The following is a 17,200-nucleotide window of genomic DNA, read 5'->3' on the forward strand; positions in this document are numbered from 1 at the left end:
TAACACGCCTAAGTGTTCAGTGCACTTCAGATGTTTACAAATAACCAATAATGAATGGTGTTTTATGATTCAAACAAAATTAAGCCTGTATTTGTGCCTGGCCATGTCAGGTGGAATGCTGATTGGATGTGGTGGCGGTTCGTCAGGCTCTTCCCAAACCAGTGCCCCTTCTGTATCGAGTTCATCCGTGTCCAGCTTGCCTGAATCCAGTTCAGCTGTTTCCAGTTCGTCTGTATCCAGTAGTTCAGCGGTGGTGTCCTCTGCAAGCTCAAGCAGCTTAATGACCGCCTCAAGTGAGAGCAGCGCTTCGAGCCTTTCAAGCAGTGCGTCAAGCTCCGAGGATGCCGGATGGACCAACGTGAAATACGGTGGTGGTGGTTATGTTCCCGGTTTGGTATTTCATCCAACCACGCCTGACCTTCTTTATGCACGTACCGATATTGGCGGTTCCTATCGTTGGGATGCAGCGGCAGCCATTTGGGCACCGCTGACCGACGGTTTTGGGATAAGGGATAGTTCCCATCAGGGCGCAGAGAGTATTGCGCTGGATCCAACTGATGACAGACGTGTGTACATGACCACGGGTGTGACTGTAAGCCTGTCTGATCTTGGGCGTTTGTATATTTCTACGGATCGCGGCGATAACTGGCAGCGGGTAGATCTGCCATTTCCTGTGGGATCTAATAACAGGGGCCGGGCAATTGGCGAGCGCATGATGGTTGACCCTAATAACCCAGCCATTCTGTTCTACGGTTCTCGCACCGCCGGTTTGTGGAAGAGTTCTGATCGTGGCCAAAACTGGCAGCAAGTGCAGTCTTTAGCCTCGCTCCAGATGAACCAGTCCCAGATTGACAACAATTCAGGCGGCACCCCAATTGGTGTGCAACAAGTTATTTTTGATACGGCCACTAGCGGAAGCGGTAGTGCGACCCAAACCATTTATACCTCCGTCGCTCCGGATTATGTCGCCCTGGCTGGCTTGAGCCACAGTGTGTACAAATCAACCGACGGCGGCGCAACCTGGACTGGTGTAAACACTCCGGTGCAGGGTTACCACATTCCCCATTGGGTGCGCGCCAAAGATGGGATGATGTACGTGGTCTTTACCAAAACTACCGGCCCAGGTGCAGAAGGGCCTGCGACGCTTTACAAATTTGATGGTACTAACTGGACCCCGCTCAAAAGCTATGAAAAAACCGAATGGACCAGCTTTGGTATAGGCGGTGTGGCAGTTTCTGGTAGTGGTTCATCCACTCGAATCGTGCTGGGTATTACCAATTCCTGGGGTGATTGGGAAGGTAAGCCAACCGTACAAATCTCCGATGACGCGGGCCTGAATTGGCGCGAAATTGGCTCAATGACGCCGCGCATTCCTGCGACTGGTTCATTTACCGGCTGGCTAGACGATATAGAGATTAACCCGGGTAACCCCGAACACGTTCTGGTGGTTCATGGAGGTGGTGTATGGGAAACCAAAAATGCCTCTGCAACCAAACCTACCTGGAGTGAAATGGTCAATGGCATTGAAGAGACGGCCACTCTATCACTCATGGCCCCACCTTCAGGTGCTTCCTATAGTTTGTTGAACAGCTCCGGGGATATAGGTGTACATGTTCATACCGATTTGTCGACCAAGCCTACTCATAGTACAGGTCACGTTTTTGCTAACGGTATCGCTACTGATATGGCGTGGGATACGCCTTCCTACATTGCGACAATCGGCAGTGCCCACTGGGGTGGCGAAAACAAAGGGGCACTTTATTCCACTGATTCGGGTGCGACCTGGACCGCCTTTCCATCGCTTCATCCGAAAGGGCTGACTAATCAAGCCGATTTTTCCAGCTTGGCCGTCTTGAAAGCCAACCATGTGATCTGGGCACCCAATAATTCAGTTCCTGCTTATACAACTAACAACGGTGCAAGTTGGACAAATTCAAACTTGCCGGCCTTGCCGGATGGTTGGGGGCGCAGCTATCGCCTTGCGGCTGATCGCAAAAATTCAAACAAGGTCTATGCCTATGATTCCGGTGGCGGTTGGTGGGGGCCTACACCCAAGTTCTTCACTTCAACCGATGGTGGTAGCAAGTTTACTGTTAGCAGTCAGTTCACCAGCCTCAATGCTCGCCCCGAGTTTTTTGGTACGGCTTCCATGGCGGTCAATCCATATGTTGAAGGTGATGTGTGGTTGGTGGATGGGCACAGTATTTATCACTCGCTCGACTCGGGTGTTACCTGGACCAAACTCAACGTTGCAGCCTCCATCTGGGGTTCCAATACCAATTCACCGGAGGTGTTTGGCGCAACCTCAATCGCACTGGGTAAAGCACCGGCTGCTTCTGCTTACTCGGCATGGATTTATCTAGTGGGTGTGATTGATGGCGTCTGGGGGCTGCATCGTTCCGAGGATGGAGGCAACACTTGGACACGTATCAACGACGACAAGCACCAGTATGCCGGTATGGGGAACCTGGCGGCGGATCACAATGTGGTTGGTCGTGTGTTTTTCAGCGGTAATGGCCGCGGCATCTTTTCACTAACTAAATAAATGGTCCCTACCTGTGTTCACTTTTGTGGTGGACACAGGTAGGGATTTTTATTAGTACATCTTGTTTTTGTAAAAAAGATTTAACTATTTTTCCCTTCATAAACTAAGAAAAAATTAAATTTTTATTGCTATGAAAAAATGTTGGTACTTATTTTCTATTTATTGCTAATGAATAGGCGAAATTCCGGGTTAACTTCAGAATGCCTGCATCTATTTCTAATAAAGACATCAGGCGTATCACCATGAGCCCTGGGAAACGCGGTCGGCGTGAATAAGAGTTTTTGCAGAAAAATAACAATAACTGTACCTCTCCAACTCATGGATATTAATCCCACTACACCTTTTCGGAGGCTACATGCGGTTCATTTCCAAACGTTTGATTAATAAGCTTGCCATTAACAAGCGCTCCATCAGCAATTTGTCTTTTTTATTTGTTTTTTTCACATCAATACCTGTCGCTTTCGCCCAGAGTAATTGTGGGACTGGTGGCGGTACTACGGTTTGCCTTTCTGCGACTGGATCAACGAGCAGTATTGATCTCTCCTGGACGGTAAGCGGATCTGTTAGTCGCATTGAATTGTATCGGGATACCGACAGTAATCCGGCGGGCCGCACCAGAATTGCAGTTCCTGCCACGTCGGCCCGGAGTTATTCCGATACAGCAGCAGTTACCGGAACCCAGTACTGGTATTGGGTTAAATTTAACGCTACTGGCGGCCAATATAATTCTGGCGCAGCGACAGCAACTCGTTTGGCTGTTGTCAGTTGTCCAACACCCAGTGTCGTTCCTTATGTGCAAGTGGGGGGAACCTGGAGCCAAACCGGTTCTGCGACTGTGGCATCCGGGACCTCGATTGGTTTGGGGCCTCAACCTATCGCGGGTGGTAATTGGGCAACGGGAACCTGGAGTTGGAGCGGCTGCGGTACCAGCGGCAGCTCACGTGAGCAGTACTTTGCGCCATCTGCAAGCTGTACCGCCTCTGCAGTATTCACCGATACCTGTGGCCAAATGGCCAGCTACAATTTTGCAATCAACACCACCGCCAAATGGACCAATGTGAAATACGGTGGTGGTGGTTATGTTCCCGGTTTGGTATTTCATCCAACTACGCCTGATCTTCTCTATGCACGTACCGATATCGGCGGCTCCTATCGTTGGGATGCAGCGGCAGCCATTTGGGCACCGCTGACCGACGGTTTTGGTGTAAGAGATGGCTCTCATCAAGGCGCGGAAAGTATCGCGTTAGACCCAACCGATGATCGTCGTGTGTACATGACCACCGGCGTCACCGTGAACTTATCTGACCTTGGGCGTTTGTATATTTCTACGGATCGCGGTGATAACTGGCAGTACATCACTCTGCCGTTCCCCGTGGGTTCCAACAATAGAGGGCGCGCGATTGGGGAGCGCCTGATGGTTGACCCCAACAACCCGGCGATCCTGTTCTACGGCTCACGCACTGCCGGTTTATGGAAGAGTTCAGATCGCGGCCAAAACTGGCAGCAAGTGCAGTCTTTAGCCTCGCTGCAGATGAACCAGTCCCAAATTGACAACAATTCGGGCGGCACCCCAATTGGTGTGCAACAAGTCATTTTTGATACGGCTACCAGCGGAAGCGGTAGTGCGACCCAAACCATTTATACCGCCATTGCGCCGGATTATGCCGCTTTGGCTGGCTTGAGTCACAGCGTTTTCAAGTCAACCAATGGTGGCGCAAGTTGGACTGGCATAAATACTCCCTTACAGGGCTATCACATTCCGCACTGGGTACGCGCCCAAGACGGCATGATGTACGTGGTCTTTACCAAAACCACCGGCCCGGGTGCAGACGGCCCAGCGACACTTTATAAATTTGACGGAACCAACTGGACCCCACTCAAGAGTTATACGCAGACCGAATGGACCAACTATGGCATAGGTGGTGTTACGGTTTCTGGCACAGGTTCATCTACCCGAATTGTGCTGGGCATCACCAATTCCTGGGGCGATTGGGAGGGTAAACCAACCGTACAAATCTCTGACGACGCAGGCCTTAACTGGCGTGAGATTGGCTCGGCTACGCCACGTATACCCGCTAATGAGGGCTTTACTGGCTGGCTGGACGACATTGAGATTAACCCATTCAACTCCGAACACATTCTGGTTGTACACGGCGGCGGCGTATGGGAAACCAAAAATGCTTCCGCAACCAAACCTACCTGGAATGAAAAGGTTAACGGCATCGAAGAGGTTGCTACCCTGGCACTTATGACACCACCGCCCGGTGCGTCTTACAGCTTGTTGAATAGCTCCGGCGACGTAGGCACCCTGGTTCATACTGACTTCTCCGTTAAACCAACCCGCAATACAGGTTCAAACTTCAAGAATGGTCTTGCTACTGATATGGCATGGGAAAACCCCTCTTACATAGCCACTATCGGCAGCGCCCATTGGGGTGGTGCGAATCCCGGCGCGTTTTATTCCACTGATTCAGGCGCGACCTGGAATACCTTCCCAACGCTTCATCCCCAAGGTCTGACTAACCAACAGGATTTTTCCAGCCTGGCGGTAATGAAAGCCAACCATGTGATCTGGGCTCCCAGCAATTCAGTGCCTGCCTATACCACCAATAACGGCGCCAGCTGGACTTACTCCAACCTGCCAGCCCTGCCAGAGGGATGGGGGCGCAGTTATCGTGTCGTGGCAGATCGCAAAAACTCCAACAAGGTGTATGCCTATGATTCCGGTGGCGGTTGGTGGGGGCCTGCACCCAAGTTCTTCACCTCAACCGATGGCGGCAGCACGTTCACTGCTAGCAGCCAGTTCGCCAGCCTCAATGCGCGCCCTGAGTTTTTTGGTTATGCGTCGATGGCCGTGAACCCGAATGCAGAAGGTCATATCTGGTTGGTGGATGGCCACAGCATTTTCCGTTCAGTCGACTCAGGTGTTACCTGGACCAAACTCAGCGCCGCCGCCTCCATTTGGGGTTCCAATACCAATACGCCGGAAGTCTACGGCGCAACCTCCATCGCATTGGGTAAAGCACCGGCTGGTTCTGCTTACTCGGCGTGGGTTTATGTGGTGGGTGTGATTGATGGTGTCTGGGGCCTGCATCGTTCCGAGGATGGTGGCAATACCTGGACACGTATCAACGACGACAAACACCAGTATGCCGGTATGGGTAACTTGGCGGCGGATCACAATGTGGTTGGTCGGGTGTTCTTCAGCGGTAATGGCCGCGGCATCTTTTTCACTAACTAAATAAATGGTTCCTGCCTGTGCGCCCTTAATGGTGCACAGGCAGGCTTTTTTATAAACGGCAACATCGAGTTTTACCCAGTGTTATCAACCAAAAGGAGCGTCACAGTTATTTATGCAATACCTTTATCAGAAAAAAAACAGCAAACAACAGATGAAAAACATCAAACAGTTAGGCAGTGCTTTTTTATTCGCCAGCGTCGCGTTATCAATGAGTGCAAACGCGGCGGACGTTATATCCATTTACAAAGATAAGCCGCTTAAAGATTCACAAATATTTCTAGAAAGCTCAGGCCAGCAACTGAAATTTAATGGCACTAATTTGGTTACGCCAAAAGGTGATGTCCAGTTACAAGCCAGCAGTAAAAAAAATGCGTCTGATGCCCTGAGATTTAGCTGGAAGGATACCTGGTACTCCAGCATGACATTGGAAGCGGCTGCGCCTTTGAATTTGGCGGGAATGATGCAAACCGGCGTATTGGCGCTGGATGTGAAAATCGATGAGCTCGATAAAGGCGGTATTTCCTTTAAAATGAAATGCAAATCCGATAACTGTAATCGCGTGGTACCTTTCACCATGGCGGCGCGAGAGTTGCGCGGTAAAGGTTGGAGCAAAGCTTACGTTCCCTTGAATTGCTTTGTGCAAGAGCAAGACGACTTTAGCGCAACGACTACCCCGTTTGCCTTGGACGTGGGCGGGCAGGGCGGTGTATCTATTGCGAATGTGGAGTTGCTCGCCAACGCACCTAAAAATGTTTCTTTGCTTGAATGCCCTGATTACAAAACTGCTTCGACTACCCCTGACATGTTGAATGAGTGGTGGTCTATTGACTGGTGGTTGCCACGTCACGAGCAAAAACGAATGGAAGCCAAAACCATTGCTGAAAAAGGCGGAAAAATAGATTTATTATTTATTGGTGACTCCATTACTCAAGGTTGGGAGGGCGATGGTGCACCCGTGTGGCAAAAAAATTATGCCAACAGAAATGCCTTTGCCATTGGCTTTGGTGGCGACCGCACAGAAAATGTATTGTGGCGCTTACAGCACGGCGCGGTTGAAAACATGTCGCCCAAGGTGGTTGTGTTGATGATTGGCACCAACAATACCGGCCATCGCTATGAAAATCCCATCTACACTGCAGCAGGTATTAAAAAAATACTGGAGGAACTGCAAGTGCGTCTGCCTAATTCCAAAGTGCTGATGCTGGCCATTTTTCCCCGTGATGAACAGCCCAACGGCGGGTTACGCCTAATTAACAAAGGTGTGAATGCGATTATTAAAGATTACGCCGATAACAAGCGGGTGTTTTTTACAGACATTAATTCCGTTTTCTTAACCAATGAGGGCGTGCTGCCAAAAGAAATTATGCCTGACCTGCTGCACCCCAATGAAAAAGGTTACAGCCTCTGGGCGGAAGCCTTGGAGCCACATTTACAGAAGCTGATGAAATAGTGGTTACAGCGGCGCCCTTGGGCGCCGTTTTTCTGTTGTAAAAAAGATATCTATAGCGTTCGAGAGGGAGTAGTTATGAATGAGGCTTATTGTATTAATTTAGCAAGAATGTCTGCAACTTACGTAAAAATAATCTTTCAGATTGTATTCATGGGGATCTTAGCGGCAACTTCACTTTGTCACGCTAAAGAGTTAGCCATCACCTTTGATGATGCTCCTACGCCAGATTCGGCTTTAATGAGTGGTAATGAGCGCACCCAGAAAATAATTGCCGCTTTGCAAAAGGCAAAAGTACCGGATGCTCTGTTTTTTGTGCAGGCCGACAGATTAAATAAATCCACCCAGATGCGTTTGGATCAATATGCGGCAGCCGGATTTCACATAGCAAACCATAGTTACAGCCACCAATCAGCCAGTGCGTTAGGGAAAAAAAATTATATTGCTGATGCCAAGAGCGCTCACTTGCTGCTCAAAAACCAAAATAATTTTTTACCTTTTCACCGCTTTCCCTATTTGGATTGCGGTAAGGATAAATCCTCCATTCTTGCAATTCGGGATTCTTTATCGGAGCTTGGCTATAAAGACGGTTATATAACTATCGCCAACTACGACTGGCACATCAGCAACCTACTTGCGAAGGCGTCGGAAAATAAAAAGAATATCAATTATGAAAATGCCAAAAAGTTTTACGTGGATACCTTGTTCAGCGCTATTGAGTTCTACGACGAAGTTGCCCGAAAAGCGTTAGGGAAGTCACCAAAGCATGTATTGTTATTGCACGAGAATGACGCAGCGGCTTTGTTTTTGGGAGATTTAATTGCGCATTTGCGAAGTAAGGGGTGGAAAATTATTTCACCGCAAAAAGCCTATGAAGATCCTATTTCTCGCGATCTAAGCAATATTTCCTACCATCATCAAAATAGAGTGGCAGCCATAGCACGGCGATCAGGTATTCCTGAGGATAAGTTGTACCATGTATCGGAGAATGTTGATTATTTGGATAAGGCTTTTGTCGAGGCAGGTGTTGTTTATTAATCGTGTAAAGGGGGAGTGCTTTTTCTTACTTTAGTCTTACCTTAGTCAATTCAAAACCAGCATAAAAATCACCCTCCACCTAAAAAACGGAGGGTGATTTTTTATTAAAGGTAACCGACTTTTTGGGCGAAACTAATTATCGATGTACCGTAAGAGCCGCCCCAGCTATAACCGGTGCGACGCTCCAGTGACATTTGGGTGATGTCATAAAATTTACTGCCATCGCGGTCACTGAAGAAACCCCTGTTGGTATTTAAATCATAAAAGCGATACCACATTTTGCTGCCAGCTTTGGGCACTATGGGGTTAGTTTCCGCTTGCGATGAATCGTAGGTATAACCTTCAAGATAAGTGTTGGGGCTATTAAACCAGGCAACACCCGCACGTACGGCTTTTTCTATCTCGGCGGTTTGTGGTTGTGTCATCAGAAACGCAAGTACACCAACGGATTCACTACCGCTCAATGATTCCAACTCATACGCGCGCGCTTTTTTCGGTAAATAATCGGTCGCACCGTGTTGTGCGCACCACGCGGTTAATACCCCATTTTGTTTCCACTGGGCCTTCAAAATATATTCTGTGCCTTTGGTTACTGCGGTTTTAAAACGTGCGCGATCTGCATCGGAAAATACATCGGTATCAAACGGCGCGCGTTTATTCGCAGCGAAATCCAATACTGTCAGTGCGTATGCCATGCCGTTATCGTTAAAGGTTGCGTGGTCTGCATAGCCACCTTTTAATGGATAAAACTGCGGCAGGGCGCCAGTGCTGTATTGTGAGCTCACCAAAAAATTTGCTGCTTTGCGCACTGCATCGCGATATTTGGTAATACCACCTTGTTTGTAAACATCCGCGAGGTAAACCATTTCGGTGATGGTTGCGCCGTTGTCGATAGTACCGCTTTCACTGCCGCCACTACCGCTGCCCACACTGTTGTAATCCAGATTTTTCGGCCAGCCGCCGTTGGTTTGCTGATAAGACAAAACTACATCAGCGCGGGAGACCGCCCATTTGGTGCGAGATTTGGTTAACCAACTGGCAGCCGGATTACCATCCAATGTAAGCATTCTTGCTGTGCCAACTGAACTTGCTACCGAACTGGTTGATGCGCTGGAGCTGGATTTCACCGACGAAGAACTACTGCCAACACCCGTACCACAAACGCCTGCTGCAGTCAGTGCACCTGCTACTGTGAGTGAATCTATATTTGCTAAACCGTCAGCAGTCAGCGATGTGAGTTTTAACAGGTTGTTACCCTGCACCAAATCAATTTCGATGCTCGCTGTTTGCCAATTTGTCCAGCCACCGGTTGGGGGCAATTGCAGTGTGTAATTGCCATTGCTGCCGCCATTAATTAACAAAGAGCCGTTGCGATTAGCGGTTCCACCATTTGCAAAGCGGAAAGTTAAGGTGTGGCGACTGCTTGAGGTAGCGTTAACAGCCCACTCGATAGCAGCGCCTTGCAGGTTGTTGCTATTGGTGTAGCCGTTACCGCTATAACCAGCATTGGTGCTCTCGGTGGCTATGCCATCCACACGGCAAAAACCAGCTTGTTCTTCTTGAATTACCAGCGACGAAATTGTCGTACTGGAACTAGCTGCTAAAGAGCTTGCGGGGCGACTACTACTGGATAGCGCAACACTGGACCTTACTGAACCCACCGCGCTGGACTGCGCAATGCTGCTGGGTGCAGATGACGCGTTGGTGCTGCCACATAAAGTGCCATTCACTTTGGGTGCGCCCGCGGTGCCATTTGCTTGAAACCCAAAACTGGCGGATGCACCCGCTGCAAGTGTTGCATTCCAACTTAAACCGGTTGCGCTATAGGGGTTGGAGCCACTGAGTGTGGCGTTCCAGGCATTGGTAATTGTTGCATTCGGTTCTTGCCAAGACACAGACCAATTATTTGCAGTTTGAGCCGTGTCGTTAGTTACTTTTATTTCGCCGGTAAACCCGCTGCCCCAGTTGTTGGTGACGGTGTAGGTGCAAGCCGCCCAGGATGCAGGTGATAGTGCAATGAGTGCCGCACTAATCAGCAGCCGCTGTTTGCTTCGAGTGGAAAGTTGTAGTGGTTTGAAAAATTTATTATTCATAGCTGTTCCCTATCATTTTTTGGATAAATGTTGTGACACAGCACCGGAAGGTGCTAGATAGGTAATGACCGAATCGTACAACTTATTATTATTCGCGCGAGTCTACGCGCGCCTTAACAAACATAAAAGTAATAACTCTGACTTTGAGATTTATTGGCGCGCTATGTTGTATTCAGTCTAATTAATCTGGATGGCAAAATTTCACAGATAAAAAAATCCCCCGGTTTAGCCGAGGGATAAAAATAAATAACGAGAGTTAGTGTGAAATTAGTGACCTTCTTGTACTTCCTCAGTGAGTGTAGACAGGTAGGCCACCACATCGCGAATCTCATCTGCTTTTAACAACATACCCATGGGCGGCATACCGGATACCGGGCCGAAGCCTGGTGCTACACGTGCCCCCGGGTCAACCAACGCTTGTAGTAATTGTTCGCGTGACAGGGTTTTGGCAATGGTCGTTAAGTTCGGGCCGACATTGGCGCCGCGAGTTCCCACCATATGGCAGCGCACACATTGTGCGGTATTGCTGTAGCGGAAAATATTCATGCCTTTTTCTGCATCACCGCCGTACAAAGATTCACGGAACATATCCAGTGGGTTGGTTTTGTCTTTGCTGTTTTGGTAAGTGGTGAGCAGTTCGGTTAATTCCGGTGCTTTAATTTTTTCCACAGCCGTAATTAATTCCAGCTGCACTTCCGGTGCAATTTTTCCGGCGATCAGTTGGGTCATTTGATCTTTAAATACCGCAACTGCTTCCGGTGCCTCTACATTGACCAGCGACAGGAGTGCTGCTTGCTGTTCACCGGTGGTGCCGTTTTTCAACAACAGGCTGTGCATTTCCACCACTTGTTGTACCGGTAAATCCAACTCGGGAACCATGGCCAGTGCCGCCATGCGTACACTTTGGTCTTTATCTTTCATGGCGACAAAAACCAGATCCCCGATATTATCGACCGAGAATTTTTTCAGTGTGTGTAGCGCGGCGATACGTGCTTCAGGTGCAGGATCTTTGCTTAGCTGGGTAACCAAATTATTTTTGGCTGCGCGGATATTTAAACCGGCAATTGCATGCACAGTGGCTTCGCGCACCTCTGCGTCACTGTCCGCCAGGAGATTGTTGTAGTTAGCACTCAGTGCTGCAATTGCTTCACTTTCCGGGTGTTTTACGGCGCCGCGATAAGCACCGGTCACACGGTCATAGGCGGAGGTTTCACCCCAGCTTGCCAAGGCATGGATCGCTTCGGCGCGCAGAACACCGGCCATTTTTTGCTGTGACGCAAAACGAATTAAACGTTCAGCATTGTCGGCGGTAGTGTTGGTTGCACTTTTGGCATAAACGTTCGCGTTGATGACACGACGTAATAATTGCTCGTTGGTAAACGTGGGTTTATCCAAATAAGCTGCCAGGGCGGGCAGGGCGTCGGTCACTAAAGTGTCATCGCTAATGGCGCGGGCGGCATTAGTCACGACGTATTCGCTCTTGTCATTAAGAAAAGCGGCGAGGGTAGGGCTGGCCATTTGTTTTAAAGCAACCACGGCAGCAATACGTACAGCTTCCGATGAGTGTGTTGCCAATTCACCAAGCGCGGCATCATCACCAATACGTGCCAGGGCGATGGCACCGGCTTGTCGCAAATACACATCTTCATCCTTATTGGCGGCGAGCATAGCAACTATAGGCGCGATAGCAGTTTTATCGCCAATGCGACCCAAGGCTTGTGCCGCATAAAGTTGCGCGCGTGGATTTTCATCGCTCAACAACGGCAATAATGATTCAGTGGCCGGTGCGTGATTGGCATCGCCCAATACTTTGGCGGCTTGCGCACGCATTTCACTGTTGGCATCTTTTAATAAAGCAATCAACACGGCATCGACACTGGCATCTTTACGCAATAATTGCCCAAGGCCCCAAATGGCATGGATGCGCGCAAATTCGTCTGTTGCACTTTGCGCCTGGGTTTCCAACACGCTGCGCTCGTTTTTATCGACCAACACAAATTGCGCTTTTTGACGCACGCGCATGTCTACATGGCTTAACAATGTTGCTAAATCGTCGGCGCTACGTTGGCGTAAATCTTCTGCCAGCAGTGCCTGGGTTTCGGTGCGGATTGCATTGCCTGCGGTGTCCGGTGTATCCAATTTCCATACACGGCCTTTTTGTTTTAAACCCCAGCCTTCAATCCAGTCGCTCATGTACATGGCGCCATCCGGGCCGAAATCCAAACCGGTCGCGAGTACACCGCGGAAAATATTTTCATCCTTATCCAATTCAAAACTGGCGCCTTTGGGTTTCAGGGTGAAGGCGTTAATACCCGCACGTGCCGCTGAACCGACAAACTCCACCACAAAGAAGTGATCTTTCCACTTATCGTTAAACGCGGTGCCGGGGTTATAGGTCATACCGGTGGGGCCAGCATAATAAGGCGCGACTGGTGGAAGAATATGCGCGGCCTGGTCTTTAAAGCGCGGGGTGTAATAGTTTTCATCCATCCAGGGTTTGTAGCTGTTGTTTTTAGGGTCTTTGTATTTACCCAGCTGCCAGTTAATGCGCCAGCCGGTGTCGGACCCTTCAATCAAATGCACTACACGCTCGTATTCACCGACGTGATCGCCGTCGTTATCCACGCTGATAAAGTTGCCGTATTTATCGAACGAAAATTCATAAATATTGCGCAGACCGTGGGCAAAGACTTCGAAATTACTGCCGTCCGGTTCGCTGCGCACAATCACGCCTTGATCCTGATAATCCCAGGTTTTACCTGTAGCATCGGTAACAACCGTACCGACATCGCCCATGCTGTAATACATTTTTCCGTCTGGCCCCATCATCGCGCCGGACATACCATGGCCACTAAAACCAATGTGCACGGCAAAACCATGGGCGAGGGATTTTTTCTCGTCCATCTGGCCATCGCCATTGGTGTCTTTCAGCTTCCAGAAATCAGGTGCGATGTTGACAAATAATTCATCCAACAAATCGCTGTAATACATACCACCGATCACATCGGTGACTTCCGTATTAAAACCTTCCACCACGGTTTGCGCAAAATCGGCTTTGCCACTGCCGGACGTATCTTCCAGGCGAATAACCGACTCTTTCATGACCGTCAAGTCGCGCCAGTCATGGCTGCCATCTTTGTTGCGATCAGGAATGCGTTTGTTTTGTGCGCTTTTTTCCGGTGCCAATTCTGCTTTGAGGAATGCACGGCGGTCTTCAATATTTCTAAACGCAACGGAAGGGTGCTCCCAGTCGGCATAGCCACGAATATCAAATTCAGAATTATTGCTGCGTTGGGTGATACCCGCCCAAATGCGGCCTTTGTCATCCACATGGATGGCCACGGTATCGCCCATTAATTTTTCAGAGGCCCAGAGTTCGCCAGTAATGCCATCTGCAAGTTTTAATTCCACTTGCGACTCAATGGTCGCGGCGTTTTTTTTGGCGTCTTCGGGGGTGATACGGGTAATGTTCAACGCAACACTGCTAACGGCGCTGCTGCTGTGCGCGCTCGTCTCTGTGGTGGTGTTGGTTGTTTTGTCGCCGCAGCCGGTTAGTAACACCAGTGCTGCTATGGAGGTTGTGAACCAGACGGCTGGTTTCATTGAGCTTTGTGACCGATAAAGATAATGCGAAAAAGGAATACCGAGTGGGCGTTTTTTCATGAGTCTCTCACGCTGGTTCTGATTATGAAAAAGGGTTAAGTGTATTGGATCGACGTTCGTCTATTTGTAGTTATAGTCATGTCGGATTATAGGTGAGTGACGCCCCGAAGGCAGTCTGAATTGACGTATGTAGACATTTATTAACACTTCACCAGCAAATAAAAAAACCTCTGTGTCACCAGCGGTGACACAGAGGTTCGGTAATACGCGTTGATAAGTTTTTAAGTGGGAATGTCGCTGGGCACCTTATCCACTTTTTTGGCTTGGGTGCCTGCAGGTGGCAGGTACATATCCGCTTGCTCACCTAGTGCGTCGCGCACGCGAATCATGGAAAACATACCGCCCATTTCCAGTTTGCCGTAGAGGCCTTCGCCCATCATCATCGGCAAGGTATTTTCCGGGCCGGGCATATGCCCCATGTCCACATGTTCCTGATGCTCAGCCATGCCATGCTCGCCCATCGCCATATAACCCGGCAGCACTTTATTAATTTGTGCGCTGGGTTGTTTTACGCCGAGCATATTGGGCACTTCATGGCCCATGGCATTCATGGTGTGATGGCTCATATGGCAGTGAAACGCCCAATCACCAGGCACGCCCACAAATTCAATATCGCGGGTTTGACCCACGCCGATAATTTCGGTCACTTCACTGCGCCATTGGTTTTCTGGCCAGCGGCCACCGTCAGAACCAGTCACGAAAAATTGCACGCCGTGTAAATGAATCGGGTGATTCCACATAGATAAATTACCGATGCGAATACGAATGCGTTCACCGGTTTGGCCGACCATGGATTCAATCGCCGGAAACACTTTGCTGTTCATCGTCCACAAATTAAATTCCGTCATGACGCTTGGGTCGGGTCTATAGGTGCCCGGATGAACTGCCCAGTTATGCAACAGCACGACATAATCGCGATCCACTTCGGGCTTGGTGATTTCTTTGGGGTGAATAATAAACATGCCCATCATGCCGGTGGCGAGCTGCACCATTTCGTCCGCATGCGGGTGATACATGTGGGTGCCGTGTTGTTGCAGAGTAAATTCATAGACAAATGTTTCGCCCGGTTTAATCGGCGCTTGGGTTAAACCACTTACCCCATCCATGCCCCAGGGCAATAAAATACCGTGCCAGTGGATGCTGGTATGCTCGGGCAATTTATTGGTGACATAAATTCGCACATGGTCGCCTTCAACTGCTTCAATCGTTGGCCCTGGTGTGCTGCCGTTGTAACCCCAAGCTTTGATTTTTGAACCCGGCGCAAATTCGTGCTCAATTTCTTCGGCGATTAAATGAAATTCTTTTACGCCATTGTTCATGCGATAGGGTAAGGTGCGGCCATTAGGCGTAATTACCGGGCGATAGCCCTGTGCCGTTAATTCCGGTTTTTTTGTGCTGACGGCAGGAATATCTTTGGTGCTTTTGCGCACCACTTTTTTTGTAGATTGATGCTGTGAGTGGTCCACTTTGGGCTCTGCCGGTGTTGGCATTTGATGTTGGGAGTGATCCACTTGCGCCTGTAAGGGCAAACTCGCGGCCACCAAACCGGCGGCGCTGCCGAGCAGTAAATTGCGGCGATTAATCATGTTGATGCTCCTGCTCTTCGCTGGTGTTTTTATCTGAGTGGTCGCTGTGAGATTGATGACTGGAATGATCCATTTCTGCATGGTCCATTGTTGAGTGATCCATTTTGGAATGATCCATCTCTGAATGGTTCATCTTTGAATGATCCATTTTGGAATGATCCATTTTGGAATGATCCATTTTGGAATGATCCATTTTGGAATGATTCATTTGCGAGTGATCTGGTTTTCCAGTGGAAATAGGCAATGTTTTGCCGATGGATAATTCCAATTGGCTGCGCGCCAGCCAATAATTTTTTAACTCTTTGGTGTAGTCGTGGGCCAATTGGATTTCATTGCGTTTAATCTCCAATAGTTCAAACGGGCTGGTGAGCATAAAATTGACTTCGCGCTGAGCGAGCGCGGTACGTTTTTCCGCTACCTGTAAACTCTGTGTGATTAACGCCAGCTGTGTTTGTGCAGTTTCAAGGGCCAGCAGCGCTTGTGCTATTTCCACATCCACCGCCAATTCATGTTGTTGTAGTTTGGCTTGCAGTTGTGTGACTTGCGCATCCAAAGCCGCCAATTTTCCTTGATTGCGATTAAAAATTGGCAATGCAAATTCCACTTCCGGTCCGATATTGTTTGCGCCATCCGCTTCTCGCTCCGCATTAATACCCACACTAATATCGCGCCAGCCATTTTCTCTTGCTAGCAATGTACGACGTTTGCTGGCCAGCGTTAATTGTTGCTGAATAATTTTATTATCCAACCTATGGCTATTGGCCTCAGCCATTAACTGGTCTCGGTCAAATGTTTCCGGTTGCAGTGCAGGCAATTGCGTAGGCAAGGTGAGTGTGGTGCTGCTGGGTAGGCCGATAAAGTTAAGCAATGTTAGTCGTGCATTTTTTGACGCTAATCGGCGCTGATTAAATTGTTGTTGCACGCGGCGCAATTCATTGTCGTAATACAAAAATTGGTTTTCTGCCATATTGCCCGCGCGATAGAGACTGAGCGCCAGTTGCATTTGCGCTTTGGCTGCGTCTAATACTTGGGTTTGGATCTGTAAATGCTGGGCGGCAGCGAGAGCGCTGTAATAGTGCGATTGGGTTTGCACTATTAATTCCTGCAACTCAGCTTGCAGTTGCAATTGTGCACGCAGCAGATTGTCTTGCGCTAATTGACGGCGCAGCGGCCGAGTAAATAGTTCCAATAGTGGCTGGCTTAAACCCGTTTCTAATTGCCAGCGCCCACCACCTTCCGGGCGCATGGCACCGATGGAAATATGTGGGTTGCTAATTAATTCGGCTTGGAGTTGTTGCGCATCGGCAATACCTAATTGTGCAAGCTGCATACGCACCTGCGGCGAATGGCTTAACAATAGTTGTATGGCATCGGTTAGTTGCAGGGGTTCTTTTATTGTAGAGCTCACTGCGTGATCCGCATCTACACTAGCACCGGGAAAGTTTTGCTCAAGTGCTGTTTGCACGGGCATCAATGAATTTTTGGGGGCTGTGCTGCTACAGGCGGTGATTAGCAAACTGCTAGCCAGCATTAATAGCAGTGCGATTTTTTTTAAGTTTGGATTCATCTTTTCACCTTATGAATTTC

At 49.1% G+C, this 17,200-nt stretch carries 8 protein-coding genes; 4 read left to right on the forward strand and 4 right to left on the reverse strand.

The window, feature by feature from the left end; all coding sequences use genetic code 11:
- The first annotated feature begins 64 nt into the window (after window positions 1-64).
- The 4 genes from D0B88_RS13230 (at window position 65) to D0B88_RS13245 (ending at window position 8,271) form a co-directional block, all read left to right on the forward strand.
- On the forward strand, window positions 65-2,545 hold the full coding sequence (locus D0B88_RS13230; protein WP_225318363.1) for a dockerin: 2,481 nt from the start codon (window positions 65-67) through the stop codon (window positions 2,543-2,545).
- 355 nt (window positions 2,546-2,900) lie between these two features.
- Window positions 2,901-5,786: a dockerin gene (locus D0B88_RS13235; RefSeq protein ID WP_225318364.1), complete on the forward strand. Its 2,886-nt coding sequence runs from the start codon at window positions 2,901-2,903 to the stop codon at window positions 5,784-5,786.
- Between the two features lie 151 nt (window positions 5,787-5,937).
- Window positions 5,938-7,236, forward strand: coding sequence for a GDSL-type esterase/lipase family protein (locus tag D0B88_RS13240; protein ID WP_225318365.1), 1,299 nt, complete (start codon window positions 5,938-5,940; stop codon window positions 7,234-7,236).
- 75 nt (window positions 7,237-7,311) lie between these two features.
- Entirely contained in the window at window positions 7,312-8,271 is a 960-nt protein-coding gene (locus D0B88_RS13245) for a polysaccharide deacetylase family protein (protein ID WP_225318366.1), read from the forward strand.
- 104 nt (window positions 8,272-8,375) lie between these two features.
- Here the strand turns inward: D0B88_RS13245 and pelA are convergent, their stop codons facing one another.
- The 4 genes from pelA to D0B88_RS13265 form a co-directional block, all read right to left on the reverse strand.
- Complete coding sequence (gene pelA, locus D0B88_RS13250) at window positions 8,376-10,364, reverse strand: pectate lyase (protein WP_151057728.1); 1,989 nt, start codon at window positions 10,362-10,364, stop codon at window positions 8,376-8,378.
- A gap of 267 nt (window positions 10,365-10,631) precedes the next feature.
- Window positions 10,632-14,027: a HEAT repeat domain-containing protein gene (locus D0B88_RS13255; RefSeq protein ID WP_151057730.1), complete on the reverse strand. Its 3,396-nt coding sequence runs from the start codon at window positions 14,025-14,027 to the stop codon at window positions 10,632-10,634.
- 221 nt (window positions 14,028-14,248) lie between these two features.
- Window positions 14,249-15,613 (reverse strand): multicopper oxidase family protein, encoded by a 1,365-nt coding sequence (locus D0B88_RS13260; protein WP_151057732.1) that lies wholly within the window; start codon window positions 15,611-15,613, stop codon window positions 14,249-14,251.
- Window positions 15,606-17,180 (reverse strand): TolC family protein, encoded by a 1,575-nt coding sequence (locus D0B88_RS13265; RefSeq protein WP_151057734.1) that lies wholly within the window; start codon window positions 17,178-17,180, stop codon window positions 15,606-15,608. Before D0B88_RS13265 ends, D0B88_RS13260 begins: the two co-directional genes overlap by 8 nt.
- Window positions 17,181-17,200: the final 20 nt, after the last annotated feature.

This window comes from Cellvibrio sp. KY-YJ-3, assembly GCF_008806955.1.
Lineage (GTDB): Bacteria > Pseudomonadota > Gammaproteobacteria > Pseudomonadales > Cellvibrionaceae > Cellvibrio.